Below are 24,509 nucleotides of genomic sequence, written 5' to 3'. Positions count from 1 at the left end.
GGTGAGATGGTGCTGGATGGCGCCCCCACCCACCCCGTCGGCGGGACCGCGGGTGAGGGCGCCGGACTGTGCGGGGCGGCGGTCAGGACGTGGCGCCGTGCCCGGGCGGCAGGGATCAGGCGGTGCGGAAGGCGGTGCGCAGGGTCGCGACGGCCTGGTTGATGGCGGCCTCGGCGGCGTGCGTTTCGCGCAGGGCGTTGAGCATGACGAAGTCGTGGATGATGCCCTGGTGGCGGACCGCGGTGACCGGGACACCGGCCTCACGGAGCTTGTTCGCGTACGCCTCGCCCTCGTCGCGCAGGACGTCGGCCTCGCCCGTGATGACGAGGGCCGGGGGCAGGCCGGTGAGCTGCTCGGTGGTGGCGCGCAGCGGGGAAGCGGTGATCTGGGCGCGCTCCGCCTCGCTGGTGGTGTACTGGTCCCAGAACCACTGCATGCCGTCGCGGCGCAGGAAGTAACCCTCGGCGAACTGGTGGTACGACGGCGTGTCGAAGGCGGCGTCGGTGACCGGGTAGAACAGCACCTGCTGCACCAGCGGGACATCACCCCGTTCCTTGGCCATCAGGGTCAGCGCGGCGCTCATGTTGCCGCCGACCGAGTCGCCGGCCACCGCGATCCGGGTCGCGTCCAGGCCCTTGGCCGCGCCGTCGGTGACGATCCGGCGGGCCACGGCGTAGTTCTGCTCGATGGCGACGGGGTAGCGGGCCTCGGGGGAGAGGTCGTACTCCGGGAAGACGACCGCCGCACCGGCACCGACGGCGAGTTCCCGCACCAACCGGTCGTGGGTGTGGGCGTTGCCGAAGACCCAGCCGGCGCCGTGGATGTAGACGATCACCGGCAGGGTGCCCTCGGCGCCGGCGGGGCGAACGATGCGGGCCCTGACCGATCCGGTGGGCCCGCCCTGGACGGTCACCCACTCCTCGTCGACCTCCGGCTTGCCGATCTCGCCGGACTGCACCTCGTCGACCGCCTTACGGCCCTCCACCGGGCCGAGGTCGAAGAGGTACGGCGGGTTCGCGGTGGCCTCGACGAAAGCGGCGGCGGCCGGCTCAAGCACGGGGCGGGCGGTCTGCTCGGACATGACGGTCTCCTGGAGACGAAGGAACTACTGGGGCGGTGCGTGCGCCGGTCGGTCGTCCGGGCGGCGAGCACAAGGGAGAAGATAGCGACCAATTAAGTCGCGCGCAACTCAATCGAGCCAGCTTTGAACGAGCGCGATGTGATCGTGTGTGTCGGGAAAGCTAGTCTGGAGTCCTGCCGTTCAGCCCGCATGAGGAGTGAAGCGATGGACCAGGCCCCAGACCACCCCGCAGAACAGGGCTCGCTCCTGCTGCAGGACCAGCTGTGCTTCGCCCTCTACGCAGCCTCGCGAGCGGTGACCACCCGCTATCGGCCGCTCCTGGACGAGCTCGGACTGACATACCCGCAGTACCTGGTCATGCTGGTGCTCTGGCAGCAGAACGGCGTGAGCGTCCGGGAGCTCGGCACCGCCCTCCACCTGGAGTCCAGCACCCTCTCACCGCTGCTGAAGCGACTCGAAGCCGCCGGCCTGATCCGCCGCGAGCGCCGCACCGACGACGAACGCTCCGTCGTCATCCACCTCACCGACGCCGGCGCGGAGCTGCGGACCAAGGCCCACAGCGTCCCTCTGGCCATCGGCGAGGCCATGGCCCTGAACCCGGAACAGGACGCCACCGCCAAACACCTGCTCCGCCTGCTCACTGCCAACGTCACCAACAGTTGAGACGCGGCCCCTGTCTGTTTCGTCAAGGCTGGCGCGCCAGCCACAGGACTTTGATCTTGGTGACTGGCCTGTCTGCCGGAGTCCGCGCGGCAATCAAGGCACCCCGGTCCGTGTCGCAGATGAAGTTGCCGGGGAGGCGGCGGTGGAGGGAAGCGGGCGGTGAGTTCGCGTGGGTGCCGGTGTCGACTTCTGGTTCGATCTCCGGGAAGGGTGCGAGGACGCGTCCTCCTGCGCGTAGGGGAATCAGCGTCCGCCGCGGTGTGTACTTCGGGCAGACGACCGGAGCGGCTTACGCCCGGTGAGCGGGTGCCGTAGAGAGACCTTGGCCGCGCGGAGGAGCTTCCGCAGTGCGCGGAAGTGATCTCAATTGAGTGTGCTCCCAAGGCCGCGTCGAGTGGCTCCAGAGCGGGGAACGCGGGGGTTGAGCCGTGACGCTCGTTTGACGCTCCGAGCCCTCCAGGCCGGGAAGAACATCTGAAAAGTTCCGTCTGACCTGCGGTTTTGTATTTCTGTTCGAAGTCGACCTGTTCCCGATGACGCATCACGTGGAGTGTGTCGCCATTCTCGAGCCGGTCCGACAGGCCGTCTGACCTGCGGCCTCGGTAGGGCCGAGCGGTGCCGACAACGTGCCCCGGGCCCAAGTCGGGGCCCGCAGGAGGGCGTCATCCACGACGCATCACGATCGCGGTTTCGGTGACACTCCGTGGCTCCGGTACGGAAAAGCGATCCAGAACCAAATTCGCGGAGTGTTGACGCATGGACTTTCCGGCGGCGGTTTGCCGCGACCGCAATGTTGGTTAGGGTGACGGACAGGCTGGCGAGTTCGGGACTGCACAGGCTGATGTCCCGCGCGGGCCGAGTCAGACACGACGGGGGGCTCGCTGGTGGGGAGTTGGCGCCGGCAGAAGCCGAAGGCCACGTCGACCAGCGGCAGCGGGCAGTTCTCGGGGGGCGCGGCATCGCGGTAGCGGCGGGTGACATGGCGTCGGCCCCGACGGGAGGGGGAGTGCATCGCATCTGCCGGATGGTCTGCGACGGTGGGCGGGCTTTTCCCCGTCTCGGTCATGAGCGGGGTGTTCGGCTCGACCGCCACCGAGTAGGGGGTCGCGACGCGGGCCCGGAGCACCAGGTGGGCGGCCAGTTGGCCCTTGGTGCGAAACGCCGGATCGGCGGGCCCCTGAGGCAGGGCGGGAGCCGGCTGGCAGGGCACGGTGTGCGGCAGGTGGTGCACGCGCTCATCGGCCCGGGCGGTGGCGGCCGCGACGATGCCGTTTCCGACCCGCCCGCGGGAGGCGAGGCACTGACGGGACACATAGGCCGTGGCGTGTCCGGACTTACGGTCACCGGAGTCGTCCGGCAACAACGCCCCGCCGTCGTGGGGCGCGGTCGTCGGCGCAGGCATCAGCAGGTCGATCCGCCGGTCGTCGACCGGCTCGTGGTCCCACGGGGACCGGGACATGGACCACTGCTGCGCATGGCAGACAAGAAGGTCACCGCAAACAGGCCGGGCAAGGGCCGCACCCTCACCCTGCCTCGAGAAGTCAAGATCCGGAACACCATCTACCGATCACGGCAGAGCACCACAGGCCGACCGGACGCGGTGGGCGTGTGACCGGCGGGCCGGCGCCCACGGTGCTGCCCCTGTCGCTGCGCGCGTGGCTCGGGGTGGTCGCGGCCCTCGCCACGCTGATGGTCGTCGTGCTCGGAGTCCTGTACGCCGGCCACAGCCGGCCCGGCACGGTGGACGCGTGGATCCAGCCGGCGATGGACGGTGTGCGGCCGCCGTGGCGGCACGTCGCTCTGGCCGCGGACTTCCTGGGGGAGCCCATCGGAGCGGCGACGCTGGTCGTGGCCATCGTGACGGGCTGCCTGCTGCTTCGGTGTCCTCGCGCAGCGGTGTTCGTCGTTGCCGGGGCCGGTATCACCGTGGGGACGGCGACTCTGCTCAAGTCCCTGGTGGGACGCACCATCCACGGCGACAACTTGTCCTATCCGAGCGGGCACACCGCCTTCGCCACCGCGCTCGCCTCCATGGTGGCGCTGCTCGTGACCGGCCGGCTCGGCCTCGCCAGGACGGCCGGTACGTCACTCGTGCTCGCCGCGGCGCTGGTTGCCGGAGCCGCGATGGGATGGGCGCAGGTCGCCCTGGGCGCGCACTACCCGACCGACGTCCTCGGCGGCTGGTGCACCGCGCTCGCGGTGGTACCGGCGACCGCGTGGCTGGTCGACCGGATGGCTGACTGGCTGGTCGATCGGATGGCCGACGCCGGTCGGCGGGAGCGTCGCTGACGTCACGTCACGCCAAGCGGCGGAATACGGGCTTCACCGGTCGCCCGGCCAGCCAGGGGGTGGGGTCGGCGGCGTCCAGTGCCTTCCGGTACACCGCACATGCCTGGGCCACCACATCGACGGTGTGATCGATGTCGGCGTCGCTGAGCGCGCTGCTCACCACGAACGACGGGGCCAGCACCCCGCCCGCGAGGAGCCTGCGCAGGAACAGGGTGCGGTACTGCTGCGACGGCTGCCCGTTCTCGTCGAGGGTGGCGAAGACCAGGTTGCTGGCCCGGCCCCGGACGACGATGTGGTCGCCGACGCCCATGCCGGCCGCCGCGTCGCGGACACCGGCGGCCAGCCGCTCGCCGAGGGCGTGCAGCCGCGCGGTGATGCCCTCCTCGACGTAGGTGGTCTGCACGGCCATCGCGGCGGCCAGTGAGTGCGTTTCCGCACCGTGCGTGGTGGACAGCAGGAACACCCGGTCGCCGGAGTGGCGCAGTCCGCCCCGCTCCATCAGATCGCGGCGCCCGGCCAGCGCGGAGACGGCGAACCCGTTGCCCAGCGCCTTGCCGAACGTGGAGAGGTCGGGGACGACGCCGTACAGGCCCTGGGCGCCGGCCTCGGACCAGCGGAGGCCCGTGATCATCTCATCGAAGATCAGTACGCATCCGTGCCGGTCCGCCAGCTCGCGGAGGCCGGCGAGGTACCCGGGCGGCGGCTCGGTGTGGGTGGCGGGTTCGAGGATCAGGCAGGCGACCTCGTCCTGGTACCGGGTGAGCAACTCCTCCGTGGCGGCCAGGTCCCCGTAGGGGAACGCCACGGTGAGCTCGGTGGACGCCGCCGGAACACCGGCGGACATCGGTGTGGTGCCGATGAACCAGTCGTCGACGGAGAAGAACGGGTGGTCGACGCAGATCGCCACGCGCGGGCGCCCGGTGACGGCGCGGGCGAGGCGCACCGCCGCGGTGGTGACGTCGGAGCCGTTCTTCGCGAACTTCACCATCTCGGCGGTCGGCACCGTGGCCAGGAAGCGTTCCGCGGCCTCGACCTCCACGATGGACGGCCGGACGAAGTTGCTGCCGCGGTCGAGTTCCCGCCGCACCGCCTCGAGCACGCGCGGGTGGGCGTGGCCGAGGCTGACCGACCGCAGGCCGGAGCCGTACTCGACGTAGCGGTTGCCGTCGACGTCCCACACGTGGGCGCCGTGGCCGTGGCTGATGACCGGGGCCAGGTTCTCGGGGTACTGGTCGTCGCCCTTGGCGTAGGTGTGCGCGCCCCCGGGGATCATGGCGTGCAGCCGCTCGTTCGCCAGCCGCGACCGGGGGAGGAGGAACTCTTCAGTGTCCGTGCGATCCACGCGAACCTCACCTGTCTTTTTACTGCAGGACCTCGGCGAGACCCGGCGCCTCCCGGTCCCGCTGGGACATCGATGTGACCGGCAGCGGCCAGGGAATGGCGAGCTCCGGGTCGTCGAAGGCGATCGTCACGTCCTCGGAAGGATCGTGCGGGCGGTCGATCCGGTACGAGACGTCGGCGGTCTCGGTCAGCGCCTGGAAGCCGTGCGCGCACCCCGCCGGGATGTACAGGGTCACCTGTGTCTCGCCGGACAGCTCGAAGAAGGCCCGGCCCAGGTAGGTCGGCGAGTCCGTCCGCAGATCCACGACCACGTCGAAGACCCTCCCGTACGAGCACCGCACCAGCTTGGCCTCGCCGGCGCCGGAGCGCAGGTGCAGGCCGCGCAGCACGCCCCGGGCCGAGCGGGACACGCTGTCCTGGACGAAGGCGTCCGGGTCGAGCCCCACCGAGCGGACCACGTCGGCGTCGAAGGTGCGGCAGAAGAAGCCGCGTTCGTCGGCGTACGGCGTCGACTCGAACAGGTACGCGCCGGCGATCGCCGGGACTTCGGTCGCCTTCATGGAGCCTCCCGCAGGGCGTGGGTGTGGTCGGTCGTTGGGAACAGGGCCGCGGTCAAGGCGGTGAACTGGTCCTCGAGGCGGCGGGCGACGACCTGGTTCCGCTCGGTGAGGGTCCGCCGTAGCTCCGCCGATCGCTGCTCCAGCGCCCGGAACTGCTCGAGCAGCCGGTCGGCGTCGACCTCGCGAGCCGGATGGCAGTACGCGCCCAGCCCCATCTGAGCCATGAGCGCGTCGCTCTTCGCCGAGTAGCTGACTGCGAGCGCCGGCGTTCCGACCTTCAGCGCGCAGATCAGGTTGTGGTACCGGGCCGCCACCACGGCGTCGGCAGCCGCCGTCTCCTTCATCAGGTCGGCCAGCGAGGACGCCTCGGAGGCGGTGACCAGCGGCGAGTCCACCGCGTCGAGGACCGCGTCGACCGCCGGCATGTCGAGTTCGTCGCCGATGAGCAACCGGACCGGCCTGCCGTCCTCGACCAGCGCGCGGACGAAGCGGCTCATCCCGTCGAGGTAGCGCCGGTTGATCTCCTCGGCCCGGGCCCGGTCGTCGTTGCTTCCGTAGTAGGCCATGACGCCGACGCAGACTGGGCCCTGCGGGCCCTCGGGTACGCCCGCCTGCGGCGTCGGCAGGGAGAACACGAGGTCCGAGTAGACCTCGTCGCGCGCGGTGTCCACGCCCATCGCCCGTACCGCGTCGCGGGACACGGCGTCCCGGTAGGACCGGTAGGCGGCCAGCCGCGCCGACCAGCGGACCAGGGCGCGGGTCGGCCGGTGGCCGATCGCGTCACCGCCGACGCCGACCAGCGCGACCTTGGTGCCGAACAGCCGCCCAGCCACGCAGAGCAGGAACATCGAGTACGGGAAGCCCCACGCCCGCAGCGGCAGCGTGGTCTCCAGGACGCCCGTGCCCGGCACGATCACGACATCGTGCCGGCGCACCCAGGCGGCGACGCGGAAGGCGTCGACGAGTTTGCCCAGGCCCTTCGCCGCGATCGCGCCCGCGCGCGACGCGGTTCGGTACTCCCCACGGTTCCAGTGCAGCCGCGTCGCGGGGATCCCGTACCGGGCCGTGACGACCTCGGGTCCGCTGCACAGCGCGTCCACGGCCGCCTCCGGGTGCTCGGCGCGGAGGTACCCGAGCAGGGCCTCCAGCGACCCGTCGTTGCCGAGGTTGCCGGCGCCGAGCACGCCGCACACCCCGACGCGCACCGCGGTCCTGTTCGCAGAAGTCATGACTGCCTCTCTTCACGGCCGGCGACGAGGGCGTCGACGGAGACGGTGAGCCGGCCCGGGTCGCCCGGGGCGCGGTCCTCGACCCGCTCGCCGGCGCCCGGCCGGACCCGGCTGGTCATCCAGGCGCCCAGGTGGCGGTAGCACGCGCGCCGGTCGGCCGGGGACAACGGCGCCCGCCGGATCGCCGAGACAAAGCCCCAGAGGTACTCGGCGAGCAGCCGGGGCGTCGGGTGCAGCGGGCCTGCCCGACGCGGGTCCAGGTTGACGCACCGGGAGCGCTTGCTCGGGTTCGCCCGCTCGGCGCGGGTGGGGTGGTCACGGCGGAAATACAGCACCTCGGGTACCTGGTGGAAGGGCCCGTGCAGGGTGAGCTCGGCGACAAACGTGCGGTCCGCGTGGTGGTAGCTGTCGAGCGGCTTCACCCGGCGCAGCACGTCGGCCCGCAGCACCCCGTAGAAGTCGTCTCCACCGGGCTCGAACAGCAGACTGCGGAAGCGCTCCGGCGGGTGCGGCGAGTCAGTGGCGAGCCCGTAGTCGTACGGGACCTTCACCTGGCCGTCGCCGTCGATGACCGCCTGGCCGGTGTGCGCGAGGATCATGTCCGGCCGCTCGTCCAGCGCCTCCACGCAGCGCCGCAGCAGGTCCCGGCCGTACAGGTCGTCGTGCGAGGCCCACTTGAACAGCTCGCCGCGGGACTCGTCGAACACATGGTTGTGATTCGGGGTGGCGCCGATGTTGCGGGGCAGCCGGAGGTACCGGATGCGCGAGTCCCGCGCGGCGTACAGGCGGCAGATGTCCTGGGTCCCGTCGGTCGAGGCGTTGTCGGAGATGACCAGCTCGAAGTCCTCGTAGGTCTGGCCGAGCAGGGCGTCGAGCGACTCGGCCAGGTACTCCTCGCCGTTGTACACGGGCAGGCCGATGCTCAACCGGGGAAGGGCGGTCATGACGTCCTCACTTCGCGAATGGTGTTCTGGTGGTGCTCGCGCAGGGCGGACCGCAGCTGCAGCCACCACACGGCCGAGCCGCTGAGGGTCGCGGCGGCGACACCCCAGGCCGAGCCGACCGTGCCGGCCACGGCCGCCCCGCCGATCCCGCCGCCGGCATAGAAGAGGGAGGCGAGCAGCTGGGAGCGCAGGCTGCGCCGGGCCACGCCGAGCGCGCGCAGCCCGGCCGTCGCGCCGATGCCGAGGCTGGCGCCCGCGACGCTGAGCGTGGCCGGCACGATGAGCTGCGCGGAGGAGTGCCAGACGTCGCCGAGCAAGAGTTCGCCGACCCGGTCCGGCATCAGCAGCAGCACCGCGCCCCAGAGCAGCGCGGCGGCGGCCTGCCCGCCGCTGAGCAGGAGGCAGAACCTGCCCAGCCGGTGCGGGGCCCGCCGCAGCACCCGGGCCGCCTCCGCGACGGTGACCAGCGACAGCCCCGTCAGCACCGCGTAGAACGGGCCGAGCAGCAGCTCGACGCCCCGGACCACACCCACCGCGCTGACCCCGACGATCGCGGTGAGCCCGGACGCCCGCAGCTGGTACGCGCCGCTGAGGCTGACGTTCTCGACCAGGTACCGGTAGCCGAGGTCGCGCTGCTCACGAAGCCACTCGCGCGCTCCGGTCAGCCGGGGCCGGATGCCGGACTGGAGGCAGCCGTAGCCCGCGGCCACCGCGGCGGACACGCCCCAGGCGAGCAGGAAGGCGGCCACGGTGCCCACGCGGGCCGCCACCACCATGGCCGGGATGAGTGCGACGCCCCACACGATGTCGTTGACGAACGCCTTCTGCCCGGTGCCGGCGGCGAAGAACGAGAACCGCCAGGCGTCCTGCAGCAACAGCCCCGGCAGGATGACGCCGAGGCCGGCGTACGCGGATCCGACGTGGCCGCCGAGACCCAGCCCGACCACCAGACACCCCGCGCCGATGGCGGCCCCGACGCCGAGCGCAGTGCCCGACGACTTGGCCACCGCCGCGCGCCAGGACGCGGTCGGCACGCCGCTGAAGCGCACCATCAGCGGGTCGGTGGCCAGCCCGCGGGAGACGTTGAGCACCACGCCGTAGGTCGCCCAGGCCAGGCTGAACACGCCGAACGCGGACAGCCCCAGCGAGCGTGCCACGTAGATCCCCACCGCGAAGTTGCTCAGGCTGCAGGCCGCCTGGTCGGCCAGTCCCCAGGACAACCGGCCGGCGATGGCCCGCGTGGCGGCCCGCCGGGCGGGTCTGGCCGGGGCCGCCGGTGTCGTCATCGTCTCCCTCTCGGTGGTCATCGGTGTCAGGCCTTGATCAGTCCGGCACCGTGCAGGGCGTCCGCTGCGACGGCGATGGTGCCGAACGGCAGCCCGGACCGCTCGGCGACGTCCAGCAGACTGTGCTCGCCGTCGGAGAGGCTGAGCACCCAGAGCATGGCCATCTGGGCCTGCTTCGCGTCGCTGCGGCCGCCGAGCGAGTCGTACAACCCACGCCGGCCCAGCTGTGGTTCGCCGTAGGGGCTGAGGTTGACGTACCGCCGGTTGCGGTCCAGCACGGCGAATGCCTCGCGGCAGACGGCGAGCGTGTCCGCCATCGCCTCCGGGGAGACGAAGTCCAGGTCGTCCGCCGAGGTGTGGTACTCGGGGTAGCCGGCGTACGGGGTCCGGCTGAGCGAGCCCACGCCGAGATCGAACCCGGGCGAGCAGAACTGCCGCTCGTCGTAGCCGTACGGAGTGAACTCGGCGACGTGGTGCGGGCGTTCGGAGGCGGCCAGCACATGCCGCAGCACCCGGTCGATTTCCGCGTCGCCGCGCCTGCTCTGCTTGTACGTCAGTCGGCCCGAGTCGCCGGCGCAGGCGAGCACCAGTCCGTGCTTGACCCGCTCGACGCGCTCGGCGTTGCGGGCCAGCCAGGTGATCGCGCCGATGGTGCCGGGCGCGAACAGGAACCGGTAGGTGTAGTAGGGCGTTTCCTGCGCCAGCGCGCGCGCCAGGAACGTCGCCACCGCGATGCCGGCCAGGTTGTCGTTGGCCAGCGACGGGTGGCAGACGTGGCAGGAGACGATCACCTCGTCGGCGACCTGCCCGGGGATCACATGCTCGGCGTAGGTGAGGTGGCCGTCGGCGAGTGTGGAGTCGATGTGCACCTCGTACTCGCCGTCCGGCAGCGCGTCCAAGGTCTCCTGGGCCAGGCAGAACCCCCAGGTCGGCGTGTAATAGCTGGTGCGGTACGGCACCCAGGCCGGGTGGTCCGGCAGGGTGTGCAGGTGTCCGCGCAGCTCGGTCAGCGGCATGGTCGCCGACACCGGCACGCTGTAGCCGAGCACGTGCAGGCTGGACGCGGCGAAGTCGACGACCCGGTTTCCGGCGGTGTCGGCGATGTACGCGTCCCGGATGTTCCACTCCTGCGGCACCGCCCAGTCGAGTACCTGAGTCCCCGTCGGCACCTCGTGCACCTGCAGCGGGAGGTACTCACCGACGATCTCCAGGGTGGCGCGCACCCCGTCGCCGGTGATGCTCCGGCAGAGCGGGTACAGCCGCTCCACCAGCGCGTACATCTCTTCGCCGGCCGCGGTCATCGGCGCCACCGCAGGGTGTCGTCGACGGTGCCGGCGTCGGACGCGGCGCGCAGCACGGCGAGCCGGGTGAAGCGCTGCTCGAAGTCCTCCCGGGTCAGCCCGTGCTTCCGGTAGGCGTCGGCGAGTTCGAGCGCGCCCTGCTTCACCGTCCACTCGCAGTCGAAGCCGGGGATCGCCGCGCGGAACCGGGAGAAGTCCACCCGGTAGGAGCGCGGATCGGCACCGTTCTCGCCGGTGATCACCACCTTCGCGCCGGACACCGCCTCGGCGACCTGCTCGGCGATCTCGGCGACCGTGACGTTGTTGAACTCGCTGCCGATGTTGAACGCCCGGTCGTGGACCGCCTCGCGCGGCGCGGTCAGCGTGGCCGCGAAGGCCCGTGCGATGTCGGCCGCGTGCACCAGCGGGCGCCAGGGGGTGCCGTCGGACAGGACGAGGACCTCACCGGACAGCAGGGCGTGCCCCACCAGGTTGTTGAGCACGATGTCAGCGCGCAGCCGGGGCGAGAAGCCGAAGGCGGTGGCGTTGCGCATGTACACCGGGCTGAAGTCGCCGTCGGCCAGCTCGTGCAGGTCGTCCTCCACCCGCACCTTGGACTCCGCGTACGGCGTCACCGGCCGCAGCGGGGCGTCCTCGGCCACCAGGTCGTCGCCGCCCGCGGCGCCGTAGACGGAGCATGTCGACGCATAGAGGAAGCGCCGCACCCCGGCCTCGCGGGCCAGCCGGGCAAGGCGTACGGACGCGTGGTGGTTGATGTCGTAGGTGAGCTCCGGCGCCAGCGAGCCCAGCGGGTCGTTGGACAGCGCGGCCAGATGGATCACGGCGTCCACCCCCGCGACATGCTCGGCCGTGACGTCGCGCAGGTCGACCCGCGGTCCGTGCGGGTCGGCGGGCGCCGGGCCCAGCACGCAGTCGGCGAACAGGCCGGCGTCCAGTCCGACGACCTCGTGCCCGGCGGCCGTGAGGACCGGGGCCATCACGGTGCCCAGATAGCCCTGGTGGCCGGTCAGCAGTACGCGCAAGGTTCAATCCCCCAGGTCGAGAGTGAGTTTGGTGACGGCGAACGCCTCGGCGTAGCGCGCGTTGCATTCGATGCCGCGGATCCGGGCCAGCCCGAGGAAGGCCTCCCGGTCGTACCAGGGCCGGTGCCGCTGCGAGGGGTAGTGCTCCTCCAGCAGCCGTACCTTCGCTTCGGCGACCTCCGCCGGCAGCGGCTGGTAGGCCGCCGGCCGGCCGAGGTCGCCGTCGTACTTGACGATCTCGTAGCCGAGTACGAGATGGTCGCGGAACGCGGTGGTCATCAGCTTCGCCAGACCACGGTGATCCTGGTGCGCGTCGTCGGTGCGCGGGGCGAGGACGAGGTCGGGATCGGTCTGCCCGCGCAGTTCCTCGACCGCCGCCTTGGCCTCGTCCCAGTGCGCGGGCAGCCGCCCGTCCGGCAGCTTGTGCACGGTCAGCCGCAGGTCGGCACCCGGACAGAAGGCGGCGAGCGCGGCCCGCTCCTCGTCCTCCCGCTCGCTGCCGCCGCCGGTGAGCACCAGTACGTCGACGCGGATGCCCGGCCGCGCCCGGCACAGCGCGAGCAGGGTGCCGCCGGCGCCGATGGCGATGTCGTCGCAGTGCGCGCCCACCGCGACGATCCGGTCCAGGCGCCCGGCCCCGAGCCGGATCACGCGGTACCCGACCCGGCGGCGGACCGGCTCGCGGGCACGCCCGTCCCCGTGCCGCCGTGTTCCCACACGGCCCATGGGCGGTCGCCACGGGTGTAGGCGTCGTCGAGCGCGGCCCGCTCCTTCACGGTGTCGGTCGGCTTCCAGAAACCACGGTGCTGGTGCGCCACCAGCCTTCCCTGCTTGGCCAGTTGGGCGCAACCGTCGGCGACCAGGTCCCCGTTCTCCGGGATGTGGTCGAAGACCTCCTGGCGGAGCACGAAGTAGCCGCCGTTCTCCCACAGCGGCATGTCGCTCACCGCCGTGATGCCCCCCACCAGTCCGTCCTCGCCCAGTTCCACGCAGTGGAACGACGACTGCGGCGGCACCACCATCATCGACGCACCGGCGTCGCGCCGGGCGAAGTTGTCGATCATCTCCGGCAGCGGGGCGTCGGTCAGCACGTCGGCGTAGTTGGCGAGGAACATCTCGTCGCCGTCCAGGTGGTGGCGCACCCGGCGCAGCCGCTCCCCGATCGGCGACTCGATGCCGGTCTGCACGAAGGTGATCGTCCAGGAGGCGATGTCGGTGGACAGCAGCTCGGTCCGCCCGCCCCGCAGCACGAAGTCGTTGGACGTCGTCTCCTCGTAGTTGAGGAAGAAGTCCTTGATGTGATGGGCCCCGTACCCGAGGCACAGGATGAACTCCGTGTGCCCGAAGTGCGCGTAGTAGCGCATGACATGCCAGATCAGCGGCCGCGGGCCGACCATCGCCATCGGCTTGGGCACGTCGTCGGAGGTCCCGTTGCGCATGCGCATCCCGTAGCCGCCGCAGAACAGTACGACCTTCATGCCTTGACCTCGACAATGCTCAGTTCCGGTATGGGAAAGACCAGTCGGCCGCCCCAGTCGTGCACGAAGGACAACTGCTCGACCAGCTCGGCCCGCAGGTTCCACGGGAGGACCAGGACGTAGTCCGGCCTGTCGGCGGCTATCCGCTCGGGCGGCAGGATCGGGACGCGGGTGCCCGGGGTGAACCTGCCGTGCTTGTAGGGGTTGCGGTCGACGGTGTACGGCAGCAGGTCCGGCCGGATGCCGCAGTGGTTGAGCAGGGTGTTGCCCTTGCCCGGGGCGCCGTAGCCGACGACCGTCTCGCCGCGCTCGGCCGCCTCGATGAGGAACCGCAGCAGGTCCCGGCGCACCTTGGCCACCCGGGCCGAGAACTCGGTGTACCCGGACAGGTCCTGGAGCCCGGCCGCCTTCTCCCGGTCCAGCACCTCGGCCACCTGCCCGGACGGCTCGCCCGCCACCTCGGCCGGCCGGGCCCACAGCCGGATGGAGCCGCCGTGCGTGGGCAGCAACTCGACGTCCACCAGCGAGAGTCCGCCGCTCGCCAGCGCCTGGATGGCCGACGCGACCGTGTAGTACTGGAAGTGCTCGTGGTAGATCGTGTCGTACTGGTTTTCCTCGATCAGGGTCAGCAGGTGCTGAACCTCGATGGAGACCCAGCCGTCGTCGGCGACGAGGGACCGCAGTCCCCGGGTGAAGCCGACCACGTCGGGGATGTGCGCGTACACGTTGTTGGCCACGACCAGGTCCGCCGGGCCGTTCTCGGCACGGACGGCGGCGCCGGTCTCCGGGTCCAGGAACGCGGTGAGCGTGGGCACGCCCGCGTCCCGCGCCGTGGCGCCGACGTTCTTCGAGGGCTCGATGCCGAGGCAGCGGATCCCGCGGTCCACCACATGCCTCAGCAGATACCCGTCGTTGCTCGCGACCTCGACCACGAAGGCGTCGGTGCCCAGACCCAGCCGCTGCACGGCGCCGTCGACGAACGTGCGCGCGTGCTCCACCCAGGAGGTCGAGAAGGAGGAGAAGTACGCGTACTCGCTGAACGTCTCCTCCGGCGTGATGAGCGGCGGGATCTGCGCGAGCCAGCAGTCGGTGCAGACCCGTAGGTGCAGCGGGTACGCCGGCTCCGGCCGATCCAGTTGGTCCGCGGCGAGAAAGCTCTCACACGGTGGCGTCGCCCCGAGGTCGACGACGCTCGCCATCGCTTCCGAGCCGCAGAGTCGGCATCGTGTCATCTGCTGTCCCCATCCCCCCTGCCCGCGCGGGTGTCCCCGCCGCGAGCCAGTGCTGACCGTCCCGCGATCGCGGTGCGGTACCCCTCCACCAGGCGCTCCAGCCCCACGGCCGGACCGAAGTCCCGCTCGTAGCGGCCCCGGGCCGCCCGGCCCATCTCCCTGTTGCGGGCCGGCTCCGCCGCGACCCGCCGGATGCAGGACGCCAGCGAGGCGGCCTCGCCCGGCCGGTGCAGCAGCCCGGTCACCCCGTCGTCGACGAGTTCGACGAAGGCGCCGTGCCCGGCGGCGACCGTCGGCACCCCCGCCGCCATCGCCTCCACGACCACCAGACCGAACGCCTCCAGCCAGGTCGACGGAGCCACCACGGCGACCGACCGTGCGACCGCCTTGCGGCACTCCGCCGTGTCGAGCAGACCGGCGTAGCGCACGTCGTCCCGGCCCGCCGCCCAGGCGGCCACCTCCCGCTCCAGCGGCCCCGTGCCGGCCATCACCAGCGGCACGCCCACACCGCCGCCGGCGGCGATCTCGTCCCACGCCGCCATGAGCAGCCGTACGCCCTTGGCCTCCGCGAGCCGGCCGAGATAGAGCAGATGCTCGCCGTCGCCCTCCCGGACCACGCCCGGTTCGGGCACGAAGTTGTGCTTCACCGCCAGGCGTTCGGCCGGCATACCGGCCCGCACCAGCACCTCGCGCTGCGCCGCGGAGATGCAGAAGAACCGCTCCACGCCGGTCCACCACCGCCGCCGGTTGACCGACAGACTGACCGCGAGCGGCACCGTCGCCAGCCGGGAGTTGCGGTAGCAGCCGTGCCGGACGGCGGGCAGCGGCGTGGACCCGACGCACTCGGTGCACGGCCGCCCGTCCCGCTGCAGGGTGCCGGGCGGGCAGATCTGCGTGTAGTTGTGCAGCGTGGCGACCGCGGGCACACCGGCGTCGGCGCAGGCGGCCAGCACCGCCGGCGACAGGAGCGGGAAGACGTTGTGGACGTGCACCACGTCCGGCCGCTCGGTGCGCAGCCGGGCGGCGAGCTCCGAACGGACCGCCGGGTTCCATGGCACCAGCAGAGGCAGCGCGGCCTTGCCGGCCAGGGACCGCGCGGCGATGTCGTCGCTGCGCCGCTCGAACACCTCGACCCGGTGGCCTGCCTCGCGCAGCAGCGCCACCTCCTGGTCGACGACCTTGTTCTCGCCGCTCGGCTGCGCCGAGGCGTAGCGGTTGTGCACCACGAGGACGTGCATGCTCAGCTCACCTCCGATCTCTGGGCCCATCGCGGGACGCGCCGTCGAGGGAATTGCGGTGCCGAAAGGGGAGTGGCCGCCGCGGGCGCCGCCAGCAGCGAGGCCGCCACGGTCAGGTGCAGCAGATACGGCGAGGCGTCGCCCAGCCCGGCCTCGGTGTACGAGGCGATCGCGCAGTAGCTGATCAGGAAGATCGCGCAGGCCCTCGGCAGCGACGGCGGCCGCAGCAGCGCGACGGCGCCCAGCACCACGATGAACGCCGCCACCAGGCCGACGCCGATCACACCCTGCTCGTTGTAGACGGCCAGCCAGCTGTTGTCGATCGGCAGCCCGTTGAACGACTTGTCGCCCAGACCCGCGCCGAACAGGTACTCGGCGGTCGTCCGCGGCGCTGTCAGCAGGGCGTGCCAGACCTTGGCCCGGCCGGTGAGACTGGAGAAGTTCTCCTGGCTCTGGCCGCGCAGGAACCAGGTCTGCAGGGCGGAGGCGAAGCCCACCGCGGCCACCGCGCCGATCGCCACCGCCCAGGTGAAGAACCGGCGGGCGGCGGCGCTGGTCAGCATGAGCGAACCGATCGCCAGTGCCAGCCCGATGAGCAGGCCGAGGGTGGCGGTGCGGGTGTGGGTCAGGGCGAGCAGGACGAGTGACGGCACGATGACCACCGCCGCGCTGGTCCCGTCGGTCCGGCGGCCCAGCAGGAGCAGCACGGTGAGCCCGATGATCACTGCGGCGTACTGGCCGATCTGCGGCGGGGTCAGCGGCCACAACGCACCGACCAGCCGCCCGCCGTAGAGGTCGGGCAGGGCTGCGCCCGGTGAGGCGACCAGGCCGGCGGCCACCGTGCCGAGCACCGCCAGATACATCCGGATGTGGTGCCTGACGAACGTCTCGCCACCGTCCCACCAGCGGCTGAGCAGCCACAGCGTGCCGATGAACAGAGCCAGCCGGAAGCAGCGGAACAGCGCGCCGAACCCGGACTCCAGGTGCACGCTGGAGATCACGCTCAGCACCAGCAGCAGGGTGAGCAGGAACAGATAGGCGCTGGCCCGGATACGCAGCCGGTGATTGACCGCGAGGGCCAGCGCGAACGCGGTGACCAGCGCGCCCATGGTGACCATCTGGATGAGGGAGCGGGGCAGCGGGACGATGGTCTTCGCCCCGGCGGAGCCGAGGGTGTTGAGGACCAGCAGTCCCCAGACGGTCCCGACGATCTTCGGCGTACGGTCGGTGCTCATCTCAACCACCGTCCTGGGCACGGAAGGTGCTGCCCGCGTCCTGCCGGTACGGCGTGCCCTGCCACTGCACGGAGTCGAGGATCCGGCTCGGGTCGTGGACGACGAACCGCCACGGTCCGACATAGACGTTGTCGTGCCAGCGGTTGTGCTGCTGGAGGGTGATCGCCTCGGCCACCCGGTCGCCCTGGTACGGCGACCAGTCCGGATAGGTGCCGTAGTTGGCCAGCACCGCCATGCGGTCGCACTTCACCGTGCAGTCGACGACGGACTTGTCCAGCACGAAGCGGTTGTCGTGGATGTCCACCCGCTGGGTCTTCCAGCGGCAGTCGGCGTACAGCGGTGCCTTGGCGATCGCCGGCTGTGCGCAGCGCTTCCGCTTCTTCACCAGCAACGTGCAGTCGCCGGACGAGGTGTTGGCGGGGCTGTTGCAGAACCGGTCGGCGTTCTCCCACAGGGTGATCCCGGACCAGTTGTTCTTCAGCACGTTCTCATAGATCTCGATCTTGTCGGTGCGGGCCCGGACCCGTGGCTCGCCGCCGGACTCGGACAGATAGACGGTCGCGAACGGGAAGCTGTCGCCGCGGTCGGCGTACTTGCGGCCCTCGACCCAGTTGTTCCGCCGGATCGTGTTCTTCCGGATGATCGCGTTGTAGCTGGTCTCGTAGATCAGCGCGGCGCCGTCGTTGGCCTCCAGCACGTTGTCCTCGATGAGGAAGTCGTTGTTGTCGGTGTCCGCCCACAGCCCGGTACCGCGGTTGTCGTGCACCCAGTTGCCGCGTACGTCGGCGCCGTCGACGGCCCAGAACTTGATGCCTCCGGTGCAGCCGCAGCCCGGCTGCCGCCGTTCCCAGTCGTCCGTGTTGTTGCCCACGATCTCGTTGTCCTCGACCACCAGGCCGCTGATCCGGCCGCTGCCCTTGTACGCGTTCATGCCGTACTGGCCGTTGTTGCGCAGGCAGTCGGCGCGGACCTGCTGGCGGGCACCGGCCATCAGCCCGGCGCCGGAGTTGTTCTGGATCGTCGAGTGCTCGATCACCCATCCGTCGGCGGAGTCGTGGTTGACCACGCCCTCGTCGCGCGGGGCGACGAACCCCTGCACGGTCAGATAGCGGATGGTGACGTCGGGGGCGGTGCCGGCGAACGCGTACTGGTTGGTCTTGCGGCCGTCGAGCACCGCTCCCGGCGCGCCGAGATAGACGTCCCCCTTCTTCGGGATGACCTGGGCGTAGCGGTCCGCTTCGAGCCGGTGCTTGCCCGGCCTGAGCCAGAACGTGGTGTGCGCGGGGCTGCTCTTGGTCTTCGCCGCCAGGTCACCGGCCACCGCGGGATCGACCGTCACCGCGCCCGCCGGCGCCTTCGCCGGCCCGGACGCGGGCGCGGCGCACACCCGGGCCACGGGCGTGGACGGCGCGGCGGTCGGCTTTGAGCGCGCGCCCGGCGTGCTCTCGCAGCCGGTGGCCGCGGGCAGGGCGAGCGCCAGCAGTGCCGCCGGCAGCACCCAGTGCCGCCACTTGATCCCCAAGCGTCCTTCCCCCCTAGCCCTGGAACCTGAGTACGGTGGTGAACCCCTGCGTGCCGTCGGCGACGCCGGTGCCGATCAGCGTGGTGGCGGGTTCCTTGCGCCCGAAGCCGGCGGAGTACCAGCCCAGGGGCGGGTCGCTCTCGCCGCGATGCGCCCGCCAGGTCAGCTGTCCGGGCAGGTCGAGCTGCGCGGAGCGGTCCTCGCCGTCCCGGGTCCAGGTGAGCTCGGCCCGGTTCCCCGCCAGCTCCGCGCTGATCGCCGGGCCGAGGTGGAACGCGAGGCGCACCGCCCGGGGCGGGCCGAGTACCTCATCGACCACGGTCAACTCCCGGCGTGCGGCGGCCAGTTCCACCCGCCGACGGTGCACGGAGGGCCGGTAGCCGTCGTGCTCGGCGCACCAGCGCGCGACGCCCTCGTCGGACGTGTCCGCGGCCAGGACGCGGCTGCGGGCATGCCGGGTCCACAGGAACGGGCCGCCGGAGACGGACTGGTCAACGCCATCCAACTGCAGGGTGTTGTGGCCGAGGGTCGACCGGAAGTACTGCCGCCATTCGGGCTGTCCGTGGTAGCAGAACGTCCCCGGGTCGGCGAGCACGTCGACCCCGTCGTGCCGGACCTCCACGGACAGCGCGTCAGCGTGAGCATGCGCGGCGATGGACAGGAATCCGTGCGGACCACCGTCGCAGCGGCACCAGATCTCCGCCGGACCACGCAGGATGGTCATGCCCGCGTCGGCGAAATATGCCGGCCGGCTTGCCGGGCGGGACACGGCCGGTGCAGTGGTCCGGATGAGCGCGGCCAGCAGCGGGGTGCGCACATCGGCGCCGGTCACCGCCGGCCACCAGGCGAGCCGACCGAACACGGCGTCCCCGGTGGCCAGCAGCGAGGCCCAGCGGTCGGTGCCCGCGCCGTCCACGACCAGACCGTGCCCGTCGTCCGCGTCCCCCTGGCGCGGCGGCCGTAGCCGGCTGTCCACGACGGCCGCGAGCGCGTCGGTCATCCGCAGCAGCACCAGCCGGATCGACGCGGGGACCGGCACGCCGGCGGCATCCGCCTCGGCCACCGCGGCCAGGCCGAGCTCCAGCACCAGTCCGTGATATTCGGTGGCCAGCTCGCGGTTGAGGCCGGAGCCGAAGGTGTTGCTTCGCAGATGCCGCTCCAGCGACTGCAGCGCGTCGGCTCGCCAACGCGCCGAGGAGGGGAACCACCCGAACGCGCAGGCTGCGGCGAACTGCCCGGAGGCCTCGGCGATGACGTGGTTGTTCGCCGAGGACCCCCGGCTGGGGAAGGCGGCCAGCCAGCGCTGGTGGTGCCAGATCTGGTGGAGCGCCACCGGGTTGTCCTCGAACAGCCCGGTCACGCCCGGCCAGCCGTCGAGCAGCCGGCGGATCCACACCCAGGACAGCAGCCGGATCCCCAGCTCGATGCCGCTGATCCAGTGCACTCCGCGCAGCGGCGCGTTGGCCGCCCACCACGACCGCAGGTGCTCGGCCACTCGCTCGGCGTACCGCTCGTCCCCGGTGATCGCGTAGGCGGCGGCGAGCACGGTCAGGTACTGATGCCGGGACGGCTCCCAGATCTGCTTGATGTCCCCGACCGCGTCCTCGTTCCGGTACGGCACGTCGAAGGCGTAGCCCCCCGGAGCCCGGCGCCCGGTCTTCGGGTCGTAGCACCAGTCCGGGTCGGCCAGGTCGTCGCGGGCCACCCCGAAATACTCGGCGTGCCCGTCCATCAGCCGGTCCGCCTCGGCGAGGAGGCGTTTGGCGGCGTCCGGCGGCACGGCGGCGATCGTTCCGGCCGGGAGTGCCGCGGTGAACCGGGCGCCGCTCACGCTCGGGGCGTCCGGCCGCGCCGACCGCCACCGCCGCCTGCGCACCGCGTCGCCCGCCCGGCCGCCGATCTCCCGCGGCCCCATCCGGGACAGCCGCCGCAGGTACCAGCCCGCGCTCATGGTCATCGAGCCCTCGCCAACGTCACCGGCGCCCCGCCGGCCAGGCCGGCCTGCACGGCGAGGGTGGCCGCCGTGGTGGCGACCAGCGACTCCAGCGGCACCGGCATCGGGCCGCCGGTCCGCACGGCCTTGACGAACGCGGCCAGTTCGGCGGACTGGCCCTTGTCCCGGGCCTTGGGCAGCCGCGAACTGACCCACCGCTTGCGGCCGTACACCGACGCACGGACGAAGTCGTCGAGCCGCAGCACCTTGCCGTCCGCGACCAGGTCCAGCGTCTCCTTGGGGAAACCGGGCGCGCCCGTGGTGACGTAGCTGATGGTGGCGGTGGACCCGTCCGGGTAGCGCAGCACGACCTGCAGATCCTCGTTGCCGGACGGGGCGACCGCGTAGACCGAGACCGGATCGGCGTCGAGCAGCCAGCTCGCCGTGTCGATGAAGTGCCCGCCCTCGCCGGCGAACCGCGAGCCCTCGCTGCCCTGCTGGAGGTACCAGCTGCCCTGTGCCAGCCGGCCCGCGTTGACCAGGTAGCGCAGACTTGCCGGCCCTGTCCTGGCGCCGAACCGCTTCCTGGCCTCCCGCAGCAGCGGCGCGAACCGCCGGTTGAAGCCCACCTGGAGCCGGTCGTTGCCGGACTCCTCCACCGCCGCGAGCACTGAGGCCAGTTCGTCCTCGGTGAGCGCCAGCGGCTTCTCCACGAACACCGTCTTGCCGGCCAGCAGCGCCCTTCGGGTCAGTTCGGCGTGCGAGCTGTGCCGGGTGACCACGAACACCGCGTCGATGGACTTGTCGCCGAGCACGGCGTCGAGATCGGTGGTCGCCTCGGCGAAGCCGAACTTCCGCTGCGCGTTGGCCGCGGACAGCGCCGTCGTGGTGACGACCGTCGACAGCTCGACGCCCTCGCGCTGCGCCAGGTGCGGCAGCAGCATCGACGTCGCGTAGTTCCCCGCGCCGACGAACGCCAGCCGTACCGGCGCCCCGGCGGTCCGGGCCGAGACGGACACCGCGGCGCCGCCCCGCTTCACCGCGGGCACGGCCACCTCGGGGGCCGCCGCCTCGACCGCGTGCCCGGGATAGCGGAACAGCACGGCCACGGCCTTCAGTTCGCCGTTCTTCAGGCTCTGGTACGTCTCGACGGCGTCGTCGAAGTCGGCGATACGGGAGACCAGCGGCTCCACGTCGACCCGGCCGCGGGCGACGAGGTCGAGGAAGCACGCCAGGTTCCGGCGCTCGGTCCAGCGCACATAGCCGATCGGGTAGTCCCGCCCCTCCAGCTCGTACTCGGGGTCGTAGCGCCCGGGGCCGTAGCTGCGGGAGAACCGGACGTCGAGTTCTTTCTCGTAGTACGCGTTCCACGGCAGGTCCAGACGGCACTTGCCGATGTCGACGACCCGGCCCCGGTCCCGGGCCAGCCGCGCGGCCAGTTCGACGGGCTGGTTGCTGCCGCCGCCGGCCGCCAGATACACCTGGTCCACGCCGTGACCGCCGGTCAGTTCGGCGACCGCGGTCTCCACGGCCGCGGAGGCGGGATCGCCGCAGGCCGCGGCGCCCAGCCGCTCGGCCAGCTCGCAGCGCGCCGGGTCGGGGTCGACGCCGACGACCCGGACTCCCGCGGCGGTGAGGAGCTGCACCACCAGCTGCCCGATCAGTCCGAGGCCGATGACCAGCGCCACCTCGCCGAGCTGCGGCTCGCCCTGGCGGACGCCCTGCAGCGCGATCGACCCCACGGTGCCGAAGGCCGCGTGCTGCGGCGCGAGGCCGTCCGGCACCGGGGCGTAGAGGTTCTTCGGCACCCAGTTCAGCTCGGCGTGCAACGCGTGCTCGTTGCCCGCGCAGGCCACGAGGTCGCCGACCGCCACGTCGTCGATCCCGGCGCCGACCTGCTCGACCACCCCGCACAGCGAGTAGCCCAGCGGCGTGTAGGAGTCCAGCTTGCCCATCACCTTGCGGTAGGTGGCGGGCACCCCGTTGACGGCCACGCTCTGCACGACCTTGGCCACCTGGTCCGGCCGGGAGCGGGCCTTGCCCAGCATCGACATGCCGGCCTCGGAGACCTTCATGAGCTCGGTCCCGGTGGATATCAGCGAGTAGGCGCTGCGGACCAGCACACCGCCCGGCTTGCACCCCGGCACCGGCACGTCGAGCAGCGCCAGTTCGCCGCTCTTGTAGTTCTGCACAACCTGTTTCACCGAAGTCCTCTTGTCTCTACGCCGTCAAGGGAGCGGTCCGGCCGGCCCCGGAGGTCGCGCCGCGGTACCAGTGTTCGAGGGTCAGCACATGCCACAGATGCTTGGAGAAGTCCCGCTGCCCGGCGGCGTCCTCGGCGACCATGCGCGCCAGGGCGTCACGCCGCAGGAGCCCGGAACGGACCAGCTCGCCGTCGTTCACCACCTCACGCACCAGCGGTGCCAGATCCCGGCTCATCCAGGCCCGCAGCGGGGCGCTGAACAGGCCCTTGGGCCGGTACACGATCTCCCGGGGCAGGATCGAGGTGGCCGCCTCCTTGAGGACGGCCTTGCCCTGCCGTCCGACGATCTTGCGATCCCCGGGCACCGCGAACGCCGCCCTGACCACCTCGACGTCCACGTACGGCACCCGCACCTCGGTCGACGCGGCCATGCTCGACCGGTCCGTGTACGCGAGGTTCAGACCCGGCAGGAACATCCGGGAGTCGCCCAGGCACATGCGGTTGACGAAGTCGTCGAGGTCGTTGTCCTCGTAGACGTCCGCGTGCTCGGTCAGCACGTCCTCGACCGTCCCCGCCAGGTCCGGATCGACCAGGCCGAGCAGCTCGTCCCGGTCGTACATGGTGTAGCTGCGCCGGAATGCGGTCTCCTCCGGCAGATCGGCGAAGGAGAGGAACCGCTTCGCGAAGCGCACCGACCGGTACCCCCGCCGGGCGGTGGCGACCGGCAGCCGGTCCACGGCCCTGGACAGGCCGCGCCGCAGGGGCCGCGGGACGTGCTGGTAGCGCAGCGCGATCAGATTGGCCAGGTGCTTGCGGTAACCGGCGAACAGTTCGTCGGCGCCCATCCCCGAGAGCATCACCTTCACCCCGGCCTCCCGGGCGGCCGAGCAGATCAGGAACGTGTTGATCGCGGCCGGGTCGCCGATCGGCTCGTCCAGGTGGTACGTCATCTGCGGCAGCAGATCGAGCACGTTCGGGGCGATCTCGATCTCGTGCAGGTCGACGCCGAACCGCTCGGCCACCTGCCGGGCGTAGCGCAGGTCGTCGGGCATCGCCTCGAATCTGGCGTCCGCGGCGCGGAACCCGATCGTGTAGGCGGAGATGCCGGGCCGGTCCTTGGCCGCCAGCGCGGTCAGATAGCTGGAGTCGAGACCGCCGGAGAGGAACGTCGCCACGGGCACGTCGGAGAGCAGATGGCGCCGCGTCGACTCCTCGACGACCGCGGCGACATCCGGCAGCTCACCGCTGCGGGCCCGCTCCCGGCCCTCGGCGGCGACATCCCGGAGATTCCAGTAACGGCCGCGCTCCACCCGGCCGTCGGGCCGGAGGCGGAGCCAGCTCCCCGGCGGCAGCTTCTCCGCCTCGCGGAACGCGCACCGTGAGTCCGGCACCCAGTAGTACAGCAGCGAGGCCACCAGCGCCGCATGGTCCACCTCCAGCGACCCTCCGGTCACGGCGGCCAGCGCCTTCAGCTCCGAGGCGAACACCAGACCCTCGCCGCGCCGGAGCAGGAACAGCGGCTTGATGCCCAACTGGTCGCGGGCGAGAACCAGTTCACCGGTCCGCTCGTCGAAGATCCCGAACGCGAACATGCCGCGCAGCCGGGGCAGGCAGTCCGTGCCCCAGCGCCGCCAGGCCTCCAGCAGCACCTCGGTGTCGGAGGTACCGCGAAAGCGCACCCCGGCGGCCACCAGCTCGGCGCGCAGCTCGGGCGCGTTGTACAGCTCGCCGTTGTACGTCAGGACGAGGCCGCCCGAGACCATCGGCTGGGCGCCGGTCTCGGACAGGTCGATGATGGCCAGCCGGCGGTGCCCGAGGTGCACCTCACCGTCGCCGGCGGGGTGGCTGTACCGGCCCGCGCCGTCGGGACCGCGGTGGGCGAGGGTCTCGGTGAGCCGGTCGGCCACGGCCTTCCCGTCCGGCCATCGATACGTGCCTGCGATGCCGCACAT

General features: G+C 71.7%; 21 protein-coding genes. 3 read left to right on the top strand and 18 right to left on the bottom strand.

Going from position 1 to position 24,509, the window contains the following annotated elements; genetic code table 11:
• Positions 1-115: 115 nt before the first annotated feature.
• Complete coding sequence (locus IEZ19_RS06185) at positions 116-1,081, bottom strand: alpha/beta hydrolase (RefSeq protein ID WP_189309991.1); 966 nt, start codon at positions 1,079-1,081, stop codon at positions 116-118.
• Positions 1,082-1,285: 204 nt separating this feature from the next.
• On the opposite strand from IEZ19_RS06185, the gene IEZ19_RS06180 reads away from it, so the two are divergent.
• The gene (locus IEZ19_RS06180; RefSeq protein WP_189309990.1) at positions 1,286-1,744 is read left to right on the top strand and encodes a MarR family winged helix-turn-helix transcriptional regulator; all 459 of its coding nucleotides are present in this window, start codon (positions 1,286-1,288) and stop codon (positions 1,742-1,744) included.
• 676 nt (positions 1,745-2,420) lie between these two features.
• Here IEZ19_RS06180 and IEZ19_RS06175 read toward each other — a convergent pair.
• Positions 2,421-3,203, bottom strand: a complete 783-nt coding sequence (locus IEZ19_RS06175) for a transposase (RefSeq protein ID WP_189309989.1) — start codon at positions 3,201-3,203, stop codon at positions 2,421-2,423.
• Between the two features lie 15 nt (positions 3,204-3,218).
• Here IEZ19_RS06175 and IEZ19_RS06170 point away from each other — a divergent pair, with 15 nt between their 5' ends.
• Together IEZ19_RS06170 and IEZ19_RS06165 are read left to right on the top strand one after the other, a co-directional pair.
• Entirely contained in the window at positions 3,219-3,356 is a 138-nt protein-coding gene (locus IEZ19_RS06170) for a hypothetical protein (RefSeq protein ID WP_189309988.1), read from the top strand.
• Positions 3,353-4,033, top strand: coding sequence for a phosphatase PAP2 family protein (locus tag IEZ19_RS06165; RefSeq protein WP_189309987.1), 681 nt, complete (start codon positions 3,353-3,355; stop codon positions 4,031-4,033). Before IEZ19_RS06170 ends, IEZ19_RS06165 begins: the two co-directional genes overlap by 4 nt.
• A 7-nt stretch (positions 4,034-4,040) precedes the next feature.
• Here IEZ19_RS06165 and IEZ19_RS06160 read toward each other — a convergent pair whose 3' ends face one another.
• From IEZ19_RS06160 to asnB, 16 genes are read right to left on the bottom strand one after another with little or no spacing between them, the layout of a single operon-like run.
• A complete protein-coding gene (locus IEZ19_RS06160) occupies positions 4,041-5,375 on the bottom strand; it encodes a glutamate-1-semialdehyde 2,1-aminomutase (protein WP_189309986.1) in 1,335 nt (444 codons plus the stop codon).
• Between the two features lie 19 nt (positions 5,376-5,394).
• On the bottom strand, positions 5,395-5,934 hold the full coding sequence (locus IEZ19_RS06155) for a dTDP-4-dehydrorhamnose 3,5-epimerase family protein (RefSeq protein WP_189309985.1): 540 nt from the start codon (positions 5,932-5,934) through the stop codon (positions 5,395-5,397).
• Positions 5,931-7,163: a polysaccharide pyruvyl transferase family protein gene (locus tag IEZ19_RS06150; protein WP_189309984.1), complete on the bottom strand. Its 1,233-nt coding sequence runs from the start codon at positions 7,161-7,163 to the stop codon at positions 5,931-5,933. Before IEZ19_RS06150 ends, IEZ19_RS06155 begins: the two co-directional genes overlap by 4 nt.
• A complete protein-coding gene (locus IEZ19_RS06145) occupies positions 7,160-8,107 on the bottom strand; it encodes a glycosyltransferase family 2 protein (RefSeq protein WP_189309983.1) in 948 nt (315 codons plus the stop codon). The genes IEZ19_RS06150 and IEZ19_RS06145 overlap by 4 nt, the downstream gene beginning before the upstream one ends.
• The gene (locus IEZ19_RS06140; RefSeq protein ID WP_189309982.1) at positions 8,104-9,414 is read right to left on the bottom strand and encodes an MATE family efflux transporter; all 1,311 of its coding nucleotides are present in this window, start codon (positions 9,412-9,414) and stop codon (positions 8,104-8,106) included. The genes IEZ19_RS06145 and IEZ19_RS06140 overlap by 4 nt, the downstream gene beginning before the upstream one ends.
• Positions 9,415-9,419: 5 nt before the next feature.
• Positions 9,420-10,703 carry a DUF4910 domain-containing protein gene (locus IEZ19_RS06135; protein ID WP_189309981.1) on the bottom strand — a complete coding sequence of 428 codons (1,284 nt, stop codon included), beginning with the start codon at positions 10,701-10,703 and terminating at the stop codon, positions 9,420-9,422.
• Positions 10,691-11,716: an NAD-dependent epimerase/dehydratase family protein gene (locus IEZ19_RS06130; protein WP_189309980.1), complete on the bottom strand. Its 1,026-nt coding sequence runs from the start codon at positions 11,714-11,716 to the stop codon at positions 10,691-10,693. Before IEZ19_RS06130 ends, IEZ19_RS06135 begins: the two co-directional genes overlap by 13 nt.
• A 3-nt stretch (positions 11,717-11,719) precedes the next feature.
• On the bottom strand, positions 11,720-12,367 hold the full coding sequence (locus IEZ19_RS06125) for a PIG-L deacetylase family protein (RefSeq protein WP_189309979.1): 648 nt from the start codon (positions 12,365-12,367) through the stop codon (positions 11,720-11,722).
• Positions 12,364-13,194 carry a glycosyltransferase family protein gene (locus IEZ19_RS06120; protein ID WP_189309978.1) on the bottom strand — a complete coding sequence of 277 codons (831 nt, stop codon included), beginning with the start codon at positions 13,192-13,194 and terminating at the stop codon, positions 12,364-12,366. Before IEZ19_RS06120 ends, IEZ19_RS06125 begins: the two co-directional genes overlap by 4 nt.
• Positions 13,191-14,426 carry a class I SAM-dependent methyltransferase gene (locus IEZ19_RS06115; RefSeq protein ID WP_189309977.1) on the bottom strand — a complete coding sequence of 412 codons (1,236 nt, stop codon included), beginning with the start codon at positions 14,424-14,426 and terminating at the stop codon, positions 13,191-13,193. The genes IEZ19_RS06120 and IEZ19_RS06115 overlap by 4 nt, the downstream gene beginning before the upstream one ends.
• Positions 14,423-15,664 (bottom strand): glycosyltransferase, encoded by a 1,242-nt coding sequence (locus tag IEZ19_RS06110; protein ID WP_189309976.1) that lies wholly within the window; start codon positions 15,662-15,664, stop codon positions 14,423-14,425. Before IEZ19_RS06110 ends, IEZ19_RS06115 begins: the two co-directional genes overlap by 4 nt.
• A 2-nt stretch (positions 15,665-15,666) precedes the next feature.
• A complete protein-coding gene (locus IEZ19_RS06105; protein ID WP_189309975.1) occupies positions 15,667-16,899 on the bottom strand; it encodes an O-antigen ligase domain-containing protein in 1,233 nt (410 codons plus the stop codon).
• 1 nt (position 16,900) lies between these two features.
• Positions 16,901-18,421: a right-handed parallel beta-helix repeat-containing protein gene (locus IEZ19_RS06100; RefSeq protein WP_189309974.1), complete on the bottom strand. Its 1,521-nt coding sequence runs from the start codon at positions 18,419-18,421 to the stop codon at positions 16,901-16,903.
• A gap of 13 nt (positions 18,422-18,434) precedes the next feature.
• The gene (locus IEZ19_RS06095; protein WP_189309973.1) at positions 18,435-20,378 is read right to left on the bottom strand and encodes a heparinase II/III family protein; all 1,944 of its coding nucleotides are present in this window, start codon (positions 20,376-20,378) and stop codon (positions 18,435-18,437) included.
• Complete coding sequence (locus IEZ19_RS06090) at positions 20,375-22,558, bottom strand: bi-domain-containing oxidoreductase (protein ID WP_189309972.1); 2,184 nt, start codon at positions 22,556-22,558, stop codon at positions 20,375-20,377. Before IEZ19_RS06090 ends, IEZ19_RS06095 begins: the two co-directional genes overlap by 4 nt.
• Before the next feature lie 16 nt (positions 22,559-22,574).
• A complete protein-coding gene (gene asnB / locus IEZ19_RS06085) occupies positions 22,575-24,509 on the bottom strand; it encodes an asparagine synthase (glutamine-hydrolyzing) (protein ID WP_189309971.1) in 1,935 nt (644 codons plus the stop codon).

The sequence above is a fragment of the Streptomyces brasiliensis genome (assembly GCF_014647875.1).
Classification (GTDB): Bacteria; Actinomycetota; Actinomycetes; order Streptomycetales; family Streptomycetaceae; genus Streptomyces; species Streptomyces brasiliensis.
The sequence above is the reverse complement of the archived record's forward strand: the minus strand, read 5'-3'. Positions and strand labels throughout refer to the sequence as shown.

Coding starts and splice junctions, on each gene's coding strand:
- IEZ19_RS06185 (WP_189309991.1), bottom strand. CDS start 1,081: ATGTCCGAGCAGACCGCCCGCCCCGTGCTTGAGCCGGCCGCCGCCGCT.
- IEZ19_RS06180 (WP_189309990.1), top strand. CDS start 1,286: ATGGACCAGGCCCCAGACCACCCCGCAGAACAGGGCTCGCTCCTGCTG.
- IEZ19_RS06175 (WP_189309989.1), bottom strand. CDS start 3,203: ATGTCCCGGTCCCCGTGGGACCACGAGCCGGTCGACGACCGGCGGATC.
- IEZ19_RS06170 (WP_189309988.1), top strand. CDS start 3,219: ATGGCAGACAAGAAGGTCACCGCAAACAGGCCGGGCAAGGGCCGCACC.
- IEZ19_RS06155 (WP_189309985.1), bottom strand. CDS start 5,934: ATGAAGGCGACCGAAGTCCCGGCGATCGCCGGCGCGTACCTGTTCGAG.
- IEZ19_RS06150 (WP_189309984.1), bottom strand. CDS start 7,163: ATGACTTCTGCGAACAGGACCGCGGTGCGCGTCGGGGTGTGCGGCGTG.
- IEZ19_RS06145 (WP_189309983.1), bottom strand. CDS start 8,107: ATGACCGCCCTTCCCCGGTTGAGCATCGGCCTGCCCGTGTACAACGGC.
- IEZ19_RS06140 (WP_189309982.1), bottom strand. CDS start 9,414: ATGACCACCGAGAGGGAGACGATGACGACACCGGCGGCCCCGGCCAGA.
- IEZ19_RS06120 (WP_189309978.1), bottom strand. CDS start 13,194: ATGAAGGTCGTACTGTTCTGCGGCGGCTACGGGATGCGCATGCGCAAC.
- IEZ19_RS06115 (WP_189309977.1), bottom strand. CDS start 14,426: ATGACACGATGCCGACTCTGCGGCTCGGAAGCGATGGCGAGCGTCGTC.
- IEZ19_RS06110 (WP_189309976.1), bottom strand. CDS start 15,664: ATGCACGTCCTCGTGGTGCACAACCGCTACGCCTCGGCGCAGCCGAGC.
- IEZ19_RS06105 (WP_189309975.1), bottom strand. CDS start 16,899: ATGAGCACCGACCGTACGCCGAAGATCGTCGGGACCGTCTGGGGACTG.
- IEZ19_RS06095 (WP_189309973.1), bottom strand. CDS start 20,378: ATGACCATGAGCGCGGGCTGGTACCTGCGGCGGCTGTCCCGGATGGGG.
- asnB (WP_189309971.1), bottom strand. CDS start 24,509: ATGTGCGGCATCGCAGGCACGTATCGATGGCCGGACGGGAAGGCCGTG.